Annotated in this window: 16 protein-coding genes; 4 read left to right on the top strand and 12 right to left on the bottom strand. The window is 57.7% G+C overall.

The features are described 5' to 3' along the window. Positions 1 to 37: 37 nt before the first annotated feature. The 11 genes from ACR42C_RS07565 to nfsA form a co-directional block, all read right to left on the bottom strand. A complete protein-coding gene (locus tag ACR42C_RS07565; RefSeq protein WP_479985181.1) occupies positions 38 to 1,507 on the bottom strand; it encodes a sensor histidine kinase in 1,470 nt (489 codons plus the stop codon). Next, positions 1,491 to 2,198: a response regulator transcription factor gene (locus ACR42C_RS07560; RefSeq protein ID WP_116341052.1), complete on the bottom strand. Its 708-nt coding sequence runs from the start codon at positions 2,196 to 2,198 to the stop codon at positions 1,491 to 1,493. Before ACR42C_RS07560 ends, ACR42C_RS07565 begins: the two co-directional genes overlap by 17 nt. 72 nt (positions 2,199 to 2,270) lie before the next feature. Continuing rightward, positions 2,271 to 3,398, bottom strand: a complete 1,128-nt coding sequence (gene rlmC / locus ACR42C_RS07555; protein WP_479984952.1) for a 23S rRNA (uracil(747)-C(5))-methyltransferase RlmC — start codon at positions 3,396 to 3,398, stop codon at positions 2,271 to 2,273. 40 nt (positions 3,399 to 3,438) lie between these two features. Next, entirely contained in the window at positions 3,439 to 3,912 is a 474-nt protein-coding gene (locus ACR42C_RS07550) for a YbjO family protein (RefSeq protein WP_116341056.1), read from the bottom strand. 65 nt (positions 3,913 to 3,977) lie between these two features. Continuing rightward, entirely contained in the window at positions 3,978 to 4,823 is an 846-nt protein-coding gene (gene potI / locus ACR42C_RS07545; RefSeq protein ID WP_061098748.1) for a putrescine ABC transporter permease PotI, read from the bottom strand. Then, a complete protein-coding gene (gene potH / locus ACR42C_RS07540) occupies positions 4,820 to 5,773 on the bottom strand; it encodes a putrescine ABC transporter permease PotH (RefSeq protein WP_116341058.1) in 954 nt (317 codons plus the stop codon). Before potH ends, potI begins: the two co-directional genes overlap by 4 nt. Positions 5,774 to 5,782: 9 nt before the next feature. Continuing rightward, positions 5,783 to 6,916 (bottom strand): putrescine ABC transporter ATP-binding subunit PotG, encoded by a 1,134-nt coding sequence (potG, locus tag ACR42C_RS07535; RefSeq protein ID WP_045630953.1) that lies wholly within the window; start codon positions 6,914 to 6,916, stop codon positions 5,783 to 5,785. A 102-nt stretch (positions 6,917 to 7,018) separates the two neighbouring features. Next, positions 7,019 to 8,131, bottom strand: a complete 1,113-nt coding sequence (potF, locus tag ACR42C_RS07530) for a spermidine/putrescine ABC transporter substrate-binding protein PotF (RefSeq protein WP_479984951.1) — start codon at positions 8,129 to 8,131, stop codon at positions 7,019 to 7,021. A 351-nt stretch (positions 8,132 to 8,482) separates the two neighbouring features. Then, positions 8,483 to 8,959 carry a YbjN domain-containing protein gene (locus tag ACR42C_RS07525; RefSeq protein ID WP_003858385.1) on the bottom strand — a complete coding sequence of 159 codons (477 nt, stop codon included), beginning with the start codon at positions 8,957 to 8,959 and terminating at the stop codon, positions 8,483 to 8,485. 63 nt (positions 8,960 to 9,022) lie between these two features. Then, positions 9,023 to 9,925, bottom strand: coding sequence for a 30S ribosomal protein S6--L-glutamate ligase (rimK, locus tag ACR42C_RS07520; RefSeq protein WP_029739445.1), 903 nt, complete (start codon positions 9,923 to 9,925; stop codon positions 9,023 to 9,025). A gap of 69 nt (positions 9,926 to 9,994) precedes the next feature. Then, positions 9,995 to 10,717 carry a nitroreductase NfsA gene (gene nfsA / locus ACR42C_RS07515; protein ID WP_479984950.1) on the bottom strand — a complete coding sequence of 241 codons (723 nt, stop codon included), beginning with the start codon at positions 10,715 to 10,717 and terminating at the stop codon, positions 9,995 to 9,997. 184 nt (positions 10,718 to 10,901) lie between these two features. Here nfsA and ACR42C_RS07510 point away from each other — a divergent pair, with 184 nt between their 5' ends. Then, positions 10,902 to 11,171, top strand: coding sequence for a GrxA family glutaredoxin (locus ACR42C_RS07510; protein ID WP_006809455.1), 270 nt, complete (start codon positions 10,902 to 10,904; stop codon positions 11,169 to 11,171). A 30-nt stretch (positions 11,172 to 11,201) separates the two neighbouring features. Here ACR42C_RS07510 and ACR42C_RS07505 read toward each other — a convergent pair whose 3' ends face one another. Further along, the gene (locus tag ACR42C_RS07505; RefSeq protein ID WP_479984949.1) at positions 11,202 to 11,570 is read right to left on the bottom strand and encodes an inner membrane protein YbjM; all 369 of its coding nucleotides are present in this window, start codon (positions 11,568 to 11,570) and stop codon (positions 11,202 to 11,204) included. A gap of 279 nt (positions 11,571 to 11,849) precedes the next feature. Between ACR42C_RS07505 and ACR42C_RS07500 the strand changes: the two genes are divergently transcribed. The 3 genes from ACR42C_RS07500 to ACR42C_RS07490 all read left to right on the top strand — a co-directional run bounded on the left by ACR42C_RS07500 (position 11,850) and on the right by ACR42C_RS07490 (position 15,439). After that, the gene (locus tag ACR42C_RS07500) at positions 11,850 to 13,535 is read left to right on the top strand and encodes an aspartate:alanine antiporter (RefSeq protein ID WP_014169303.1); all 1,686 of its coding nucleotides are present in this window, start codon (positions 11,850 to 11,852) and stop codon (positions 13,533 to 13,535) included. A 253-nt stretch (positions 13,536 to 13,788) separates the two neighbouring features. Beyond that, positions 13,789 to 14,109, top strand: coding sequence for a metalloregulator ArsR/SmtB family transcription factor (locus ACR42C_RS07495; RefSeq protein WP_320720613.1), 321 nt, complete (start codon positions 13,789 to 13,791; stop codon positions 14,107 to 14,109). Positions 14,110 to 14,149: 40 nt separating this feature from the next. Continuing rightward, positions 14,150 to 15,439 (top strand): arsenic transporter, encoded by a 1,290-nt coding sequence (locus tag ACR42C_RS07490; protein WP_479984948.1) that lies wholly within the window; start codon positions 14,150 to 14,152, stop codon positions 15,437 to 15,439. Positions 15,440 to 15,446 lie beyond the last annotated feature (7 nt).

Below are 15,446 nucleotides of genomic sequence, written 5' to 3'. Positions count from 1 at the left end.
TTTGCCGGGTGGCGGCTTCGCCTTACCCGGCACTCTCTCACAGCGGTACAAAGAACCTGAACCGCGCCCCGCTCACCGACTCCATCAGCCTGATCCCGCCGCCATGCAGCTCCAGCATACGCTTAACGATTAACAGCCCTAACCCACCGCGGTTCTCCCGCGCTGCCTGGGTATTCAGCGCCGACGGCCGCTGGAACAGATCGTCGCGCAGCGAGGCATCCACCCCCGTTCCGGTGTCGGCTACTTCGACCTGAAGCTGTTCATTCTCCTGCCAGACCGCCAGACGAATTTCCCCGCCGGTGGGCGTATGGCGCATCGCGTTATCCAGAAGGTTGGTCACCACGCGCTCGATCATCGACACATCGGCATTGACCAGCGGCAGGGGCCCAGGCACGTCAATATGCAGATTGACCTCGCGCGTGCGGGCGGTGAGCTCAAACTTCTGCGCCACATCGGAAATCAGCTCTCCCATAGCGAAACGCTCGCGCTGCGGCTTAATGCCGCCGTGCTCAAGGCGCGCCAGCTCGAACAGCTGCTGCGAAAGATGACGTACCTTTTGTCCCTGACGCAGCGCGGTGGCGAGATACTGCTGGTGCTCCTGCGGCGTCAGGGTGGCGGATTTGAGCGACAGGGTTTCCAGATAGCCCAGCAGCGAGGTGAGCGGCGTGCGGAGATCGTGCGAAATATTGGCAATAAACTCCCTGCGCTGGCGATCGCTGTCGGCCAGCTGGTCCCACTGGCGGGTGATTTTCCGCGCCAGCTCGATAAAACTGTTGCGCAGGAGGGCCACTTCGTCATTGGCCGCGGCGTCCGGCGGCTGCGCTGCCAGCAACCTGATTGCGCCAATGCTGTCCTGCTCCAGGCCGGTGACCTCTTCCGTCAGGCGCTTAACCGGACGCGTCACCCAGTACCAGACCAGCAGTCCCGCCAGCAGGCCAAACAACGCGACCCACAGCAATGACCAGAGTACCGTGCTCCAGAGCGCCTTATGCCAGGCCATTTCCGCCAGCGCGTTCGACTCCTCGCCCTGCAAAATAATGTACAGGTAGCCCTTAAGCTCGCCATCCTGTCGCAGCGGCGTGGCGCTGAACACTTTTTTATTTTGACTGCGCGGATCGTCGCCCAGTACCGGTATGGCGGTACCGCCCAGGAAGGTCTGAACCGGTGCCAGGTCGATTTTTTGCCGCTGAATATGGCCCGGCGGTGCGGCGTCGGCCAGAATATCACCATCCGGGGAGACGACGTACAGCTCAACGCTCGGATTAAAGGTCATCAGCCGGTCAAACAGCGGTTTCAGCGCGCTGCGGTCGACCCTGCCCTGCCCGTCCAGAATCGGTTCCCGCTGGACGATCTGCTGCGCCAGGCCGCCCGACAACCGCTGCACCATCGCATTGCCGTACTGCATACTGCTGTAGAGCTGTACCGCGCAGGCGACGGTGGCGCAGAGCATCATCAGCAGGACAAACAGCAGTGTCAGGCGCTGGCTCAGGCTAAAGCGGCGCATGATGGTTTGGCTCCGCAAATTTATAGCCCTTGCCCCAGACGGTGCGAATAATCTCCGGCTCGGCGGCGTCCTTCTCAATCTTGATGCGCAGGCGGTTGATATGGGTGTTGACGGTGTGCTCATAGCCTTCGTGCTGATAGCCCCACACCTGCTCCAGCAGCGCCAGACGGGAAAACACCTCGCCGGGATGGCGGGCGAAGAAGTACAGCAGTTCGAATTCGCGCGGGGTGAGATCCACCGCCTGGCCGTGAAGCAGCACGCTGCGCGCCAGCGGATCGATCGTCAGGCCGTGGGCCTGAATTTGCCCGTCAGCCTGCGCCTGCCCCATCGCCTGCTGGCGGCGGAACAGCGCTTTGATGCGGGCGATCAGCTCCTGCACCGAAAAGGGTTTGGCGAGGTAGTCATCGGCGCCGGTTTCCAGCCCGGTGATGCGGTCGGTTTCGCTGCTGCGGGCGCTGATGATGATCACCGGCAGGTAGCGGGTCATCTGACGGATGCGGCGGCAAATTTCCAGGCCGTCAACGTTGGGCAGCATCAGGTCGAGGATCACCGCATCCCACGGCTGTTTTTCAAGGCGCTGCAGGGCGTTGCCCCCGTCGGGCTCGTGGGTAATGGCGTAGCCTTCGTCTTCTAAATTGAGTCGCAGAAGCGCCGCGATATCGTGGTCATCTTCCACCAGCAGGATCTGCTTCATGGGTAAGCCTTTATTCATCTCTTATGACGTAAGCTTACCTGATTTTGTGGGCCGGCAGAGTTCACATTTTGTTTAAGATTTCACGAGCAACGTCAGCACTTCATAATGCGCGGTGTGCGGGAACATATCAAAAAGCTGTACCCGCTCAATGCGGTAGCCCGGCAGGCTGGCGATGTCTTTCGCCATGGTCTGCGCGTTGCAGCTGGAGTAGACGATAAAATCGGGCGCCATCTGGCTCAGGTAGTCGCACAGCGCATTTCCAATGCCACGGCGCGGCGGATTGACCAGCACAAGCTCCGGCACGTTGCCCTGACCGGTGGCAAACTGCGTGGAGTCCAGCGCCTGGAAGTGCAGATTGGTTAACCCCAGTTCAGCGGCGGACTGTTTCGCGCAGGCAATCGCCTCGGCAGAGATCTCAATTCCGGTGAGCTGCATCTCAGGCGTGGCGCAGTGCAGACCAAAACCGCCCACGCCGCAAAACAGATCCCACATATGCTTGATGTTTAACGCGCGCACCCAGTCGCGGGCGGTGGCGTACAGGCTGCTTGCCACGGTCGGGTTGGTCTGGAAGAAGCTTTGCGGGCGGATCCACAGCGGCACGCCGTTGAAGCTCTCCGCCAGCGCGTGCTGGTCGGTGAAGAAAATCTCTTTCTCCCCTTCCATGATTGCCATATGCACCGGCTGAATATTTGCGGTAATCACCTTTAACTGGGGAAGCTGTTCCTGCAGCCAAGGCAGCGCCGCGCGCAGCTGCTCCAGCTTGGCTTCCGAACGCAGCACGAAGCGCAGCATCATCCCGCCGTCTTTCTGGCTTTCGGTCAGGAGAAGGTACTTCAGCTCGCCGCGCCTGCGGGCGACGTTATAAGGCGTTAACCCCGCGCGAGCGATAAACGGCTTCAGTGCGGCAAAAACCGGCTCAAACGAGGCGGGATACAGCGGGCAGTGGGTTAAGTCTTGCGGCGTGCCGTCGCGGTGCAGCATCCCCAGCAATGGTTTTTCAACGCTGCCGCTGACCACCATTTTGGCTTTGTTGCGAAAACCCTGCTCAGGGCCGCTGACGGGTGCGCACCACTCGCCCACCGCGCGTTCTGCCAGCAGCTGTTGCAGGTCGGCCATTTTGGCGGTGAGTTGTTGAGAGACCGGCTGTTCTATCCACTGACAGGAGCGACAGCGTCCGGCGTCATAGAGTGCGCACTGCATATGAAAACCTTAAGGAAAACGAGGGCTGCGATTATACACATTATTGCAGACGGAAGAACCGCCGACTGGAGGCAGGAATATAAAGCAGGCAGAGCACCAGCATATCCGGCAGCTTCTGCAGGACCAGCGCATGGAAAATCTCGCGCTTTGAGCCACCGGCAATGCTGAACAGCTCCGGGTAGCCATAGCCCAGCGAGGCGGCCCACAGATAGCTGGCGGCGGTAATTTGCGTGAGCAGATAGACCCAGCGCGCCCAGTTGCGCCCTTTAACCAGCGAAAACGCGCAGTAGATCTCGATAAACACCAGCACCAGGCTGCTCAAAAAGACCAGCGTCAGGTTCCACGTCTGCACGCTGCGGTGAATGAATTCCCCGATGCCGCGCACGCCCAGGGTATTCAGAATCATCAGCACGTCCAGGCAGCGGATCATAATAATGGCGAGCGCCGCCACCTGCACCAGCGCAGGAACGTTAGGACGGGCGTGCGTAAGACGTGATTTTTTTAATAATCCCAATGTTTTACTTCCCTGAAAAACAGTGCCGCGTCATGCGCGGCACATCACTGGAAATTTTAAATGCTTCAGCCGCGTCTTGCACGCTGGATATCGCGCACGCGCTGTTTTTCCGCGCGCGCCATCAAATACCAGGCGATAAATCCGACAATTCCGACCACGCCGAGGATGATAGAGGCCAGGGCGTTGATCTCCGGGTTGACTCCCATGCGCACGCTGGAGAAAACCAGCATCGGCAGCGTCGTCGCGCCCGGGCCGGAGACAAAGCTGGCGATAACCAGATCGTCCAGCGACAGCGTGAACGCCAGCAGCCAGCCGGAGATCACCGCCGGCATGATCATCGGCAGCGTGATGATGAAGAAGACCTTCAGCGGCGTGGCGCCGAGATCCATCGCCGCCTCTTCGATGGAGCGATCCAGCTCGCGCAGGCGCGAAGAGATCACCACCGCGACATACGCGGTACAGAAAGTCACGTGCGCCAGCCAGATGGTGAGCATACCGCGATCCGCCGGCCAGCCGATGGCGTGCGCCAGCGCCACGAACAGCAGCAGCAGCGACAGGCCGGTTATCACGTCCGGCATCACCAGCGGGGCGGTGATCATAAAGGCAAACCCGTTCGACCCGCGAAAACGCCCGAAGCGCACCATCACCAGCGCGGCGATGGTGCCCAGAACGCAGGCCATCGTGGCCGCCAGGGCAGCAATGGTCAGGCTCAGCCCCACCGCGCTCATCATCGCGTCGTCGTGAAACAGCTCGCTGTACCAGCGCGTCGACCAGCCCGCCCAGACCGTCACCAGCTTAGAGCTGTTGAACGAGTAGATCACCAGCATCAGCATCGGCGCATACAGGAAGGTAAAGCCGATAATGAGGATCAGAATTCGCCACGGGGAGCGTACTACCGGTAGGTTGTTCATCCGCGATCTCCCATCTGTTTCTGCTGATGCTTGTGGAACCACATGATCGGGACGATCAGCAGCAGAAGCATGATAATCGCCACCGCCGATGCCACCGGCCAGTCGCGGTTATTGAAGAATTCCTGCCACAGGACGCGGCCAATCATGATGCTGTCCGGCCCCCCGAGCAGTTCCGGGATCACAAACTCCCCAACCGCCGGAATAAAGACCAGCATCGACCCGGCGATAATGCCGCCCTTGGTCAGCGGGACGATCACGCTGAAGAAGGTCTTCAGCGGACGCGCGCCGAGGTCAAGCGACGCTTCCACCAGCGAGTAATCAATCCGCGTCAGGGCCGTATAGATCGGCAGCACCATAAACGGCAGATAGGCGTACACAATGCCGATATAGACCGCAAGGTTAGTGTGCAGGATCGTCAGCGGCTGATCGATAACCCCGAGCCACATCAGGAAGTTATTCAGCACGCCGTTGTTTTTCAGGATCCCCATCCACGCGTAAACGCGGATCAGGAACGAGGTCCACGACGGCAGGATCACCAGCAGCAGCAGGATATTGCGCGTCGATGGCTTGCTGTGCGCCACCGCCCACGCCAGCGGGTAGCCCATCGCCAGACAGCAGAGCGTCGAGATCGCCGCCACCTGCAGCGACTGCAGATACGCTTCGAAATAGAGCGGATCCTCGGTGAGCTGCAGGAAGTTACCCAGGTTCAAGGTCAGCGTCAGCTGTCCGTCGGCCCACTCCCACAGATCGGTATACGGCGGGATCGCCCGGGCCATCTCCGCCAGGCTGATCTTAAACACGATCAGGAACGGCAGCAGGAACAGCAGGATCAGCCACACGTACGGCATGGCGATCACCAGCTTGCGGCCGTGGTTCATCTTAAGGCGCGTCAGCCAGTGGGCAAAGCCGCCCGGTTTGGCTGCACGGGCTGGAGGTTCAAGTGTGCTCATGATCGCTCCTTATACCGTCAGCACAACGCAGCTGTCCGCGTCCCAGCACAGGCGCACTTCGTCGCCCCAGGTCGGCTGGCCCTTCCGGTAGCGATGTTCGTTCTGCAGCTGGGCGCTGAGCATCTGTCCGCTTTTCAGGCGCACGTGGTAGATGGACAGATCGCCCAGATAGGCAATGTGCACCACTTCGCCGACGGCAAAGTTGTAACCGTCGGCAGGCGGATCGTCACAGAGCATGATCTTCTCCGGGCGCAGCGCCACGTAGACCGGCACGTTGTCCACTACCGAGCTGTCAGGATCGACCTTAAGCGGATGCTGCAGCCCCGGCGATTCGATGACCAGACCATCCTCCTGACGATCCTTCAGCAGCCCTTCGAAGACGTTGACCGAGCCGATGAACTCCGCGCTGTAGCGGGTGGTCGGATGCTCGTAAATCTCTTCCGGCTCGCCAATCTGCACGAACTTACCGCGGTTCATAATCGCAATGCGTCCGGCCATGGTCATGGCCTCTTCCTGGTCATGGGTGACCATCACGCAGGTCACGCCCACGCGCTCGAGGATATCCACCACTTCCAGTTGCATGCGGTCGCGCAGCTTTTTGTCCAGGGCCCCCATCGGCTCGTCGAGCAGCAGCAGCTTCGGGCGTTTCGCCAGGCTTCTCGCCAGGGCCACGCGCTGACGCTGGCCGCCGGAAAGCTGGTGCGGCTTACGCTTCGCGAACTCCTGCATGTGAACGAGGCTTAGCATTTCTGCCACGCGCGCGGTGATTTCGGCTTTCGGCAGCTTGTCCTGCTTCAGGCCAAAGGCGATGTTTTGCTCCACCGTCATGTGCGGAAACAGCGCGTAGGACTGGAACATCATGTTAATCGGACGCTGGTACGGCGGCACGCTGGAGAGATCCACGCCATCGAGCATAATCTGCCCGGCGGTGGGCTGTTCAAAACCGGCCAGCATACGCAGCAGGGTCGATTTACCGCAGCCCGAGGCGCCCAGTAGCGCGAATATTTCGCCTTTATAGATAGTCAGGCTGACGTCGTCCACGGCATGCTGGCCATCAAAAGATTTGGTGAGGTTACGAATTTCAAGAAGCGGGGTCAGCGCTTTACGGACTTTCGCCTGCGGGCGGGGGATCGCGTCATTCACGGGGTGCTCTCCGGCATAAATCAAATCATGGTGCAGACGCACCAGAACGGTGCGCCCGTTGCCGGGGGCGGTGCGCTTGCCCGGCCTACGACTCACGGTAAATTATTTACCGCTTTTCACCTTAGTCCACGCACGGGTACGGACGCGGTCAATTTTTGGATCCTGAACCTTCAGGGTAAACAGCTTGGCGAACACGTCCGCCGGCGGATAGATTGCCGGGTTACTGCGGATCGCTTCGCTTACCAGCGGCACGGAGGCCTTGTTACCGTTCGCGTAGTACACGTGGTCGCTGATGTGGGCGATCACCTCAGGACGCATCAGGTAGTTAAGGAACTGATACGCTTCGTCTTTGTTTTTCGCATCAGCCGGCATCGCGAAGACGTCGAAGAAGGCAAGGGCACCCTCTTTCGGAATGAAATAAGACACGTTCACGCCGTTTTTCGCCTCTTTCGCGCGGTTAGCCGCCTGCCACACGTCCCCTGCCCAGCCGATCGCGACGCAGATGTCGCCGTTCGCCAGGTCGTTGATGTACTGAGACGAATGGAAGTAACGAATGTTTGGACGCAGCTTGAGCAGCAGTTCGGTCGCCGGACCGGTGTAGTCATTGGCCTTGTTGCTGTTTGGGTCTTTGCCCAGGTAGTTCAGCACGGTGGCGAAAATCTCTTCCGGCGCATCGAGGAAGGAGACGCCGCAGCTTTTCAGCTTCTCAAGGTTTTCCGGCTTCAGCACCACGTCCCAGCTGTCCAGCTTGACGTCCGGGCCCAGCGCGGCTTTGACTTTATCCACGTTGTAGCCGATACCGGTGGTCGCCCACAGGTAAGGCATGGCGTATTTGTTATCCGGGTCATGCTTGGCGACCAGCTTCAGCACTTCCGGATCGAGGTTTTTCCAGTTCGATAATTTGCTTTTATCCAGCGGCTGGAACACGCCCGCCGTCAGCTGACGCTCCAGGAAGCTCGCGGAAGGCACGACCAGGTCAAACCCGGTGCTGCCCGCCATCAGCTTTCCTTCCAGCACTTCGTTGGAATCGAAAACGTCGTAAACCACCTTAATGCCGGTCTCTTTTTCAAAATTTGCCACCGTGTCCGGCGCAATATAGTCAGACCAGTTGTAAACGTGCAGCGTTTTTTGTTCCGCAGCGAGCGTGCCGGCAGAGACGGCCATCAGAGCACCCGCAACCAGACCCGATAACCATTTTTTATTCAAGGCGATCATAGTGTTATTCCTTCTGAAAGCTCGTTAACAAACGAACTAAAACTGTGCAATCTGGATATATGCAAAAATCATGCATAGTTTGTCGCTCTGCTCAAAATAAAAAGAAACCTCTTTACCCGGCAGCTTCCGCTCGCTTTTTTAAGCATCGCAAGAATAACTGTAGCCCGTGTCTCCGGCTATAGCCCAGACGAAAAAACGCCTTTTATCAATTTTTTATGCAGGTTAAGTCTACGTGATAAGCCGAAATGGCCTTTGAGGAGGTGAAATATTCTTTAAAGAAAGGTTAAAAGCAGCAGAAAAAATGGCCTTATGCAGCCGCTCTGGCAGCGACTGCGCAAAAGTCAGACAGGCTTAGTGAAGAAAATTGGGAGATGCATCATTATTCTCTGCATCATCTTCCGCGCTATACAGCAGATGGTGTGCATTGGCTTCCATCATTACCATGGAAATTTGCTCTTCACTCAAGCGCATAAACCAGGCGAACTGCTTGAACGACAGCCCGGCACCGGAGAATAAAGACTGGCAAACCACCAGTTTCGGCAGATTATCATCCTGTATATCGAGAAATGCTTTCACCGTCAAAGAACTGGCGTTGATCGCCGAGAGATCGGAGGCCAGCGCCAGCAGCGCGGACGGCTTCACTTCGGCCAGCGCGGAAAATAGGATCACGTCGTTAATCAGATCGATTTTGGCATCGAAAATGCCATCGAAATTCTGCATGTGAGGCAGATGCAGCGCCTGGCAGGAATCGCATTCAAAGAACGTGATCCCGGCATCATCAAGCCATTGACGTAACGTATCCAGTGTAGGAACGACCTGTAAATCCATCGCTGTGCAGCCTCTTTAATAAAAACTTCGCATAGGGTACTCAAAAAGCGCGCGGTAATCCATTTAACCGCCCGTTTTAAGACAGTAGCCCGGCGTCGCATGACGTTCGATCCATGCGATCATTTTACCTGCAATATCGACCCCTGTGGTTTTTTCCACGCCTTCCAGCCCCGGCGAGGCATTCACCTCCATGACCAGCGGCCCGCGCGTCGCCCGCAGAAGGTCCACGCCTGCCACGTCCAGCCCGAGGGTTTGCGCGGCTTTGACGGCAATTTCCCGCTCGCGGTCGCTGATATCAGCCACCCGCGCCACGCCGCCGCGGTGGAGGTTAGAGCGGAAATCGCCCTCTTTGGCCTGACGCTCGATAGCCGCTACGACCTCGTTACCTACCACAAAGCAGCGAATATCGCGCCCTTTCGCCTCTTCGATGTACTCCTGCACCAGAATATGCGCATTCAGACCGCGAAAGGCGTCAATTACGCTCTCCGCCGCCTGACGGGTCTCCGCCAGCACCACGCCAATGCCCTGTGTGCCTTCCACCAGCTTGATCACCAAAGGCGCGCCGCCCACCATATCGATAAGATCGCTGGTGTCGTCCGGGGAATGGGCAATCCCGGTGACGGGAAGATCGATTCCCTGACGGGCGAGCAGCTGCAGCGAGCGCAGCTTGTCGCGGGCGCGGGAAATAGCGACGGACTCGTTGAGCGGATAGCTGCCCAGCATCTCGAACTGGCGCAGCGCGGCGGTGCCGTAATAGGTGATCTGGGAGCCGATGCGGGGGATCACCGCATCAAAATGCGGCAGCTTGCGGCCTTTGTAGTGAATCGACGAGGCGGCCGGGTCGATGTTCATATAGCAGGACATCGGGTCGAGGATCTCAACCTGATGCCCGCGTTTCGCCGCCGCTTCTCGCAGGCGCTTACATGAATAGAGCGTTCCATCCCGGGACAATATGGCAATTTTCACCCTGCACCTCTCTGAAGACATGGAAAAAGCCTGCATATCATATACGCAGGCAGGCGCAGGAGGAATGGACTATCGCGTCGCCCACCCCTGTTTGTGGAGGTAATCAAGAATAAACGGGCGGTTTTCTTTGATGATGGTGCGACGAATATGGTCAGTCCAGGTGTCGCGACGGTTATTGCTGCCGCGCGTCATGTAATAGTTGGCCAGCTCTTCATCATATTGATTCAGGACGTTCTGATCGACCGGCTGGTAGTGGTTCTCGTGCACCAGCATCGCGGCAGGAATGCGCGGCTTCAGATCCGGGTTATCCGCAGGCCAGCCGAGGCACAGGCCAAACAGCGGCAGCACGTGTTTTGGCAGTTTCAGCAGATCGGTCACGCTTTGAATGTTGTTACGCAGCCCGCCAATATAAACACCGCCTAATCCCAGCGACTCCGCCGCCGTAAAGGCGTTTTGCGCCATCAGCGCGGTATCCACCACGCCCAGCAGCAGCTGTTCGGCCAGCCCCAGCTCGGCCTCAGGGCAGATCTGCAGGTGGCGGTTAAAGTCGGCGCAGAACACCCAGAACTCTGCCGCCTGGGCCACATGCTTCTGCCCGCCGGTCAGCGTGACAAGCTGTTCACGCATGGCCGGGTCGGTAATGCGGATAATCGAGCTGCACTGCAGGAAGCTGGAGCTGGAGGTCGCTCTTGCGCTGTTAATAATCGCTTCGCGCTGCGCCTCGGTAATCGGCTCATTGGTGAAGTGGCGAATGGAACGGTGGGAAAGGAGCAGGTCTATGGTTGGCGTCATCTTGTCTCTCTTTGTCGTGCTTAATACGTATGGCAGCCAGTATAGGCAATGATATGCGCGGTGTAATTGGCGAAACATAGCTCATAGATATTATAACGACAGGCGAAACCTTCTTTAATGACGACAGGTTATCGGGCACTATACGTGCTATTCGCCGTCAGGCTTGTTTTTTGAGGAGAGAGAAATGTTTGCAGTAATTTTTGGTCGTCCAGGGTGCCCTTACTGTGTTCGCGCGAAAGAGCTGGCTGAGAAACTGACCGAAGAGCGCGATGACTTCAACTTCCGTTATGTGGACATCCACGCGGAAGGCATCACCAAAGCCGATCTGGAAAAAACCGTCGGTAAGCCGGTTGAAACCGTACCGCAGATCTTCCTCGATCAGAAACACATCGGCGGTTGCACCGACTTTGAAGCCTACGCCAAAGAACATCTGGGCCTGTTTGCCGCTCAGTAATGAAAAGGCGCCCTCACCGTGAGGGCGTTTTTATTTGTGGTGCCGTCGGTGCTGAACCAGACTGCGCACAAACAGGTAGCAGAGCGCGCCAAGAGCGCACCAGAACACCGCGCTCAGCAGCCACGCCAGCTCCTGCCAGAAACTCCGCGTTGAAATATACAGCAGGCGCATCATCAGCAGACACAGCGGCGCTGCGAGTATGGCACCGAGAAGCGGTTTCATCACCTCCCCTTTGCGGGAGAGAAAACTGGCGGCAGCCCCCGGCAGCGTGAAGAAGAGCAACCCCAGCTCAGGATGCCCGGACGCCCTGAACGCGCCCTTCACATTAAATGCGAGCGACATGCACACGACCGTGAACAGCAAAAAACAGCTGATCACCCCCGCCCAGTTTCGTTTCATATTCAAACTATCCTCCTGACTTATCTCTATCAAATACACATTCGTCGGGTAGACGCCCAGTCAGATAAAGCAGTGCGGCAATCCATGCCAAAGTACGCACAGGGTGATGCGATAATCAGTAGCTGTCAGTAGCTAATACGATTAAACTACACGCCAGCTAATGTTTTAGGGAATAAAGCAGGAAACAGGGAGCGTTAACGCCTTTCCCTGACCCAGAAAACAGTAGCCCAAAAAGTCCTTTCATTCAACAACTTACTGGTAAACAAGAAGTTAGCCTCCGTGAATATAAACGTCGCAGACTTGTTAAATGGGAATTACATCCTGTTATTATTTGTGGTACTGGCGCTGGGTCTTTGCCTGGGTAAATTGCGCCTGGGTTCGGTTCAACTCGGTAATTCCATTGGCGTTTTAGTCGTCTCCTTATTATTAGGCCAGCAGCACTTCAGCATTAACACGGACGCGCTCAACTTAGGTTTTATGCTGTTTATTTTTTGCGTTGGCGTAGAAGCGGGACCTAACTTTTTTTCAATTTTCTTCCGCGACGGCAAAAATTATCTGATGCTGGCGCTGGTGATGGTCGGCAGCGCGCTGCTGATCGCGTTAGGGCTGGGCAAACTGTTTGGCTGGGATATCGGGCTTACGGCCGGTATGCTGGCAGGCTCCATGACCTCCACCCCCGTGCTCGTGGGTGCCGGTGATACCCTGCGCCATTCCGGCATGGCGGGCGCGCAGCTCTCTACCGCCCTCGACCACTTGAGCCTCGGCTACGCCCTGACCTATCTGATTGGTCTGGTGAGCCTGATCGTTGGCGCACGCTACCTGCCAAAACTGCAGCACCAGGATCTGCAGACCAGCGCCCAGCAAATCGCCCGCGAGCGCGGCCTGGATACCGATTCCAAACGTAAAGTCTATCTTCCGGTGATCCGCGCCTACCGCGTCGGGCCGGAGCTGGTGGCGTGGGCTGACGGCAAAAATCTTCGCGAACTGGGGATTTACCGCCAGACGGGCTGCTACATCGAACGTATCCGCCGCAACGGCATTCTGGCGAACCCGGACGGCGACGCGGTGCTGCAGATGGGCGACGACATCGCGCTGGTGGGTTACCCGGACGCCCATGCCCGTCTCGACCCGAGCTTCCGTAACGGCAAAGAGGTGTTCGACCGCGACCTGCTCGATATGCGCATCGTCACCGAAGAGATCGTGGTGAAAAACCACAACGCCGTGGGCCGCCGTCTGGCGCAGCTGAAGCTGACCGACCACGGCTGCTTCCTCAACCGCGTGATCCGCAGTCAGATTGAGATGCCCATCGACGATAACGTCGTGCTCAACAAAGGCGACGTTCTGCAGGTCAGCGGCGACGCGCGACGCGTAAAAACCGTTGCCGACCGCATCGGTTTTATCTCCATTCACAGCCAGGTCACCGACCTGCTGGCCTTCTGCGCCTTCTTTATCGTTGGCCTGATGATCGGGATGATCACCTTCCAGTTCAGCAACTTTAGCTTCGGCATCGGTAACGCCGCCGGGCTGCTGTTCGCCGGGATCATGCTGGGCTTCCTGCGAGCCAACCACCCGACCTTCGGCTACATCCCGCAGGGCGCGCTGAACATGGTGAAAGAGTTCGGTCTGATGGTGTTTATGGCAGGCGTCGGCTTAAGCGCGGGCAGCGGTATCGGCCACAGCCTGGGCGCCGTCGGCTGGCAGATGCTGGTTTCCGGCCTTATCGTCAGCCTGGTGCCGGTGGTGATCTGCTTCCTGTTCGGCGCCTACGTGCTGCGCATGAACCGCGCCCTGCTCTTCGGGGCGATGATGGGGGCGCGTACCTGTGCGCCTGCTATGGAAATCATCAGCGATACCGCGCGCAGCAACATCCCGGCGCTGGGGTATGCAGGCACCTACGCTATCGCTAACGTGCTGCTGACGCTGGCGGGTACGCTGATTATCATCATCTGGCCGGGACTCGGATAACTCCTAAGTTTGCGCGTAATGAAAAAATTTTTGTTACGCGCAGAACTTTTTTTGCAGGGGGCAGTCATAACTAGTGCCACTGCTTTTCTTTGATGTCCCCAATTTGTGGAGCCCATCAACCCCGCCGTTTTGGTTCAAGGTTGATGGGTTTTTTGTTGCCTGAAATTCCCCTTCCTCTAATCTAACCTTCTCTCTTACCATCAAAACATATATGATTAAACACATATGAGTTAATCCGCTAGCAGGAATCCGCATGCTCCATCCCCTCCAGCTCTTCAAAACCCTCTCCGACGAAACGCGGCTCGCCATCGTCATGCTGCTCCGTGAAGCCGGCGAACTGTGCGTCTGCGATCTCTGCACCGCGACCAACGAGTCGCAGCCTAAAGTCTCCCGCCACATGGCCCTGCTGCGCGAGTCCGGGCTGGTTATCGACCGTCGCGAGGGCAAATGGGTCCATTACCGTCTCTCTCCCAACATGCCTGCATGGGCGGCAACCGTTATCGACAACAGCTGGAACTGCCTGCGGGAAGAGACGCGCATGAAGCTTAAAAACCGGCTTCCGGGCTCGTGCTGATAACAATACATTCATAAAAGCAGATATAACGGAGTAAAAGATGTTTCTGGCAGGGGCTATTTTTCTGTTTACGCTGGTGCTGGTCATCTGGCAGCCAAAGGGGCTCAGTATCGGCTGGAGCGCGACCATTGGCGCTGTGCTGGCGCTGGCAAGCGGCGTGATCCACATTAACGATATACCTGTGGTGTGGAATATCGTCTGGAACGCCACGGCAACGTTTATCGCCGTCATCATCATCAGCCTGCTGCTGGATGAGTCTGGCTTTTTCGAATGGGCGGCGCTGCACGTTGCCCGCTGGGGAAACGGTCGCGGTCGATTGCTGTTTACTTATATCGTACTGCTGGGTGCGGCCGTGGCGGCGCTGTTTGCCAATGACGGTGCGGCGCTGATCCTCACGCCTATCGTTATCGCCATGCTGCTGGCGCTGGGGTTCAGCAAGCAGGCCACGCTGGCGTTTGTGATGGCGGCAGGTTTTATCGCCGATACCGCCAGCCTGCCGCTGATTGTCTCCAACCTGGTCAACATCGTGTCGGCAGACTTCTTTAAGCTGGGGTTCAGCGAATACGCCTCGGTGATGATCCCGGTAGATATCGCCGCGATTGCCGCAACGCTGGTGATGCTGCATCTCTTCTTCCGCAAGGAAATTCCCCCGAAATATGACCTGGCGAAACTTCAGGAGCCCGCGCGGGCCATTCACGATCTCCCGACGTTCAGAACGGGCTGGATCGTGCTGCTGCTTCTGCTCGTCGGCTTCTTTGTGCTTGAACCTCTCGGCATTCCGGTCAGCGCCATCGCGACCGTCGGCGCGCTGATTTTATTCGCTGTCGCAAAACGCGGACATGCGATAAACACCGGAAAAGTGCTGCGCGGCGCACCGTGGCAAATTGTTATCTTCTCGCTGGGGATGTATCTGGTGGTGTATGGCCTGCGCAATGCCGGGCTGACGGACTCTCTCACAGGTGTACTGAATAGCCTGGCCGGACACGGACTGTGGGCCACCACGCTGGGAACCGGGTTCATCACCGCGTTTCTGTCATCCATAATGAACAATATGCCCACAGTGCTGATTGGCGCGCTCTCCATTGAGGGCAGTACGGCGACGGGATTGATCAAGGACGCGATGATTTACGCCAACGTGATTGGTTGCGATCTGGGGCCAAAAATCACGCCTATCGGTAGCCTCGCCACCCTGCTCTGGCTCCACGTGCTGGCGCAGAAAAACATGACGATTACCTGGGGCTACTATTTCCGGACGGGCATCATCATGACGCTGCCGGTCCTGTTTGTGACGCTCGCCGCGCTGGCGCTACGTCTGTCCTTCACACTGTAATGAGCCA

It is taken from the genome of Enterobacter sp. MG-EB028 (assembly GCF_056673305.1).
Note: the sequence above shows the minus strand (reverse complement) of the source record. Positions and strands in the feature narration are given on the sequence as shown.

Excerpts from the sequence above, each read along its gene's own strand:
- ACR42C_RS07495 (WP_320720613.1), top strand. The coding sequence starts at position 13,789 with ATGCTCCATCCCCTCCAGCTCTTCAAAACCCTCTCCGACGAAACGCGG.
- ACR42C_RS07505 (WP_479984949.1), bottom strand. The coding sequence starts at position 11,570 with ATGAAACGAAACTGGGCGGGGGTGATCAGCTGTTTTTTGCTGTTCACG.
- nfsA (WP_479984950.1), bottom strand. The coding sequence starts at position 10,717 with ATGACGCCAACCATAGACCTGCTCCTTTCCCACCGTTCCATTCGCCAC.
- potH (WP_116341058.1), bottom strand. The coding sequence starts at position 5,773 with ATGAGCACACTTGAACCTCCAGCCCGTGCAGCCAAACCGGGCGGCTTT.
- ACR42C_RS07510 (WP_006809455.1), top strand. The coding sequence starts at position 10,902 with ATGTTTGCAGTAATTTTTGGTCGTCCAGGGTGCCCTTACTGTGTTCGC.
- potI (WP_061098748.1), bottom strand. The coding sequence starts at position 4,823 with ATGAACAACCTACCGGTAGTACGCTCCCCGTGGCGAATTCTGATCCTC.
- ACR42C_RS07490 (WP_479984948.1), top strand. The coding sequence starts at position 14,150 with ATGTTTCTGGCAGGGGCTATTTTTCTGTTTACGCTGGTGCTGGTCATC.
- ACR42C_RS07525 (WP_003858385.1), bottom strand. The coding sequence starts at position 8,959 with ATGGATTTACAGGTCGTTCCTACACTGGATACGTTACGTCAATGGCTT.
- potF (WP_479984951.1), bottom strand. The coding sequence starts at position 8,131 with ATGATCGCCTTGAATAAAAAATGGTTATCGGGTCTGGTTGCGGGTGCT.
- ACR42C_RS07560 (WP_116341052.1), bottom strand. The coding sequence starts at position 2,198 with ATGAAGCAGATCCTGCTGGTGGAAGATGACCACGATATCGCGGCGCTT.
- rlmC (WP_479984952.1), bottom strand. The coding sequence starts at position 3,398 with ATGCAGTGCGCACTCTATGACGCCGGACGCTGTCGCTCCTGTCAGTGG.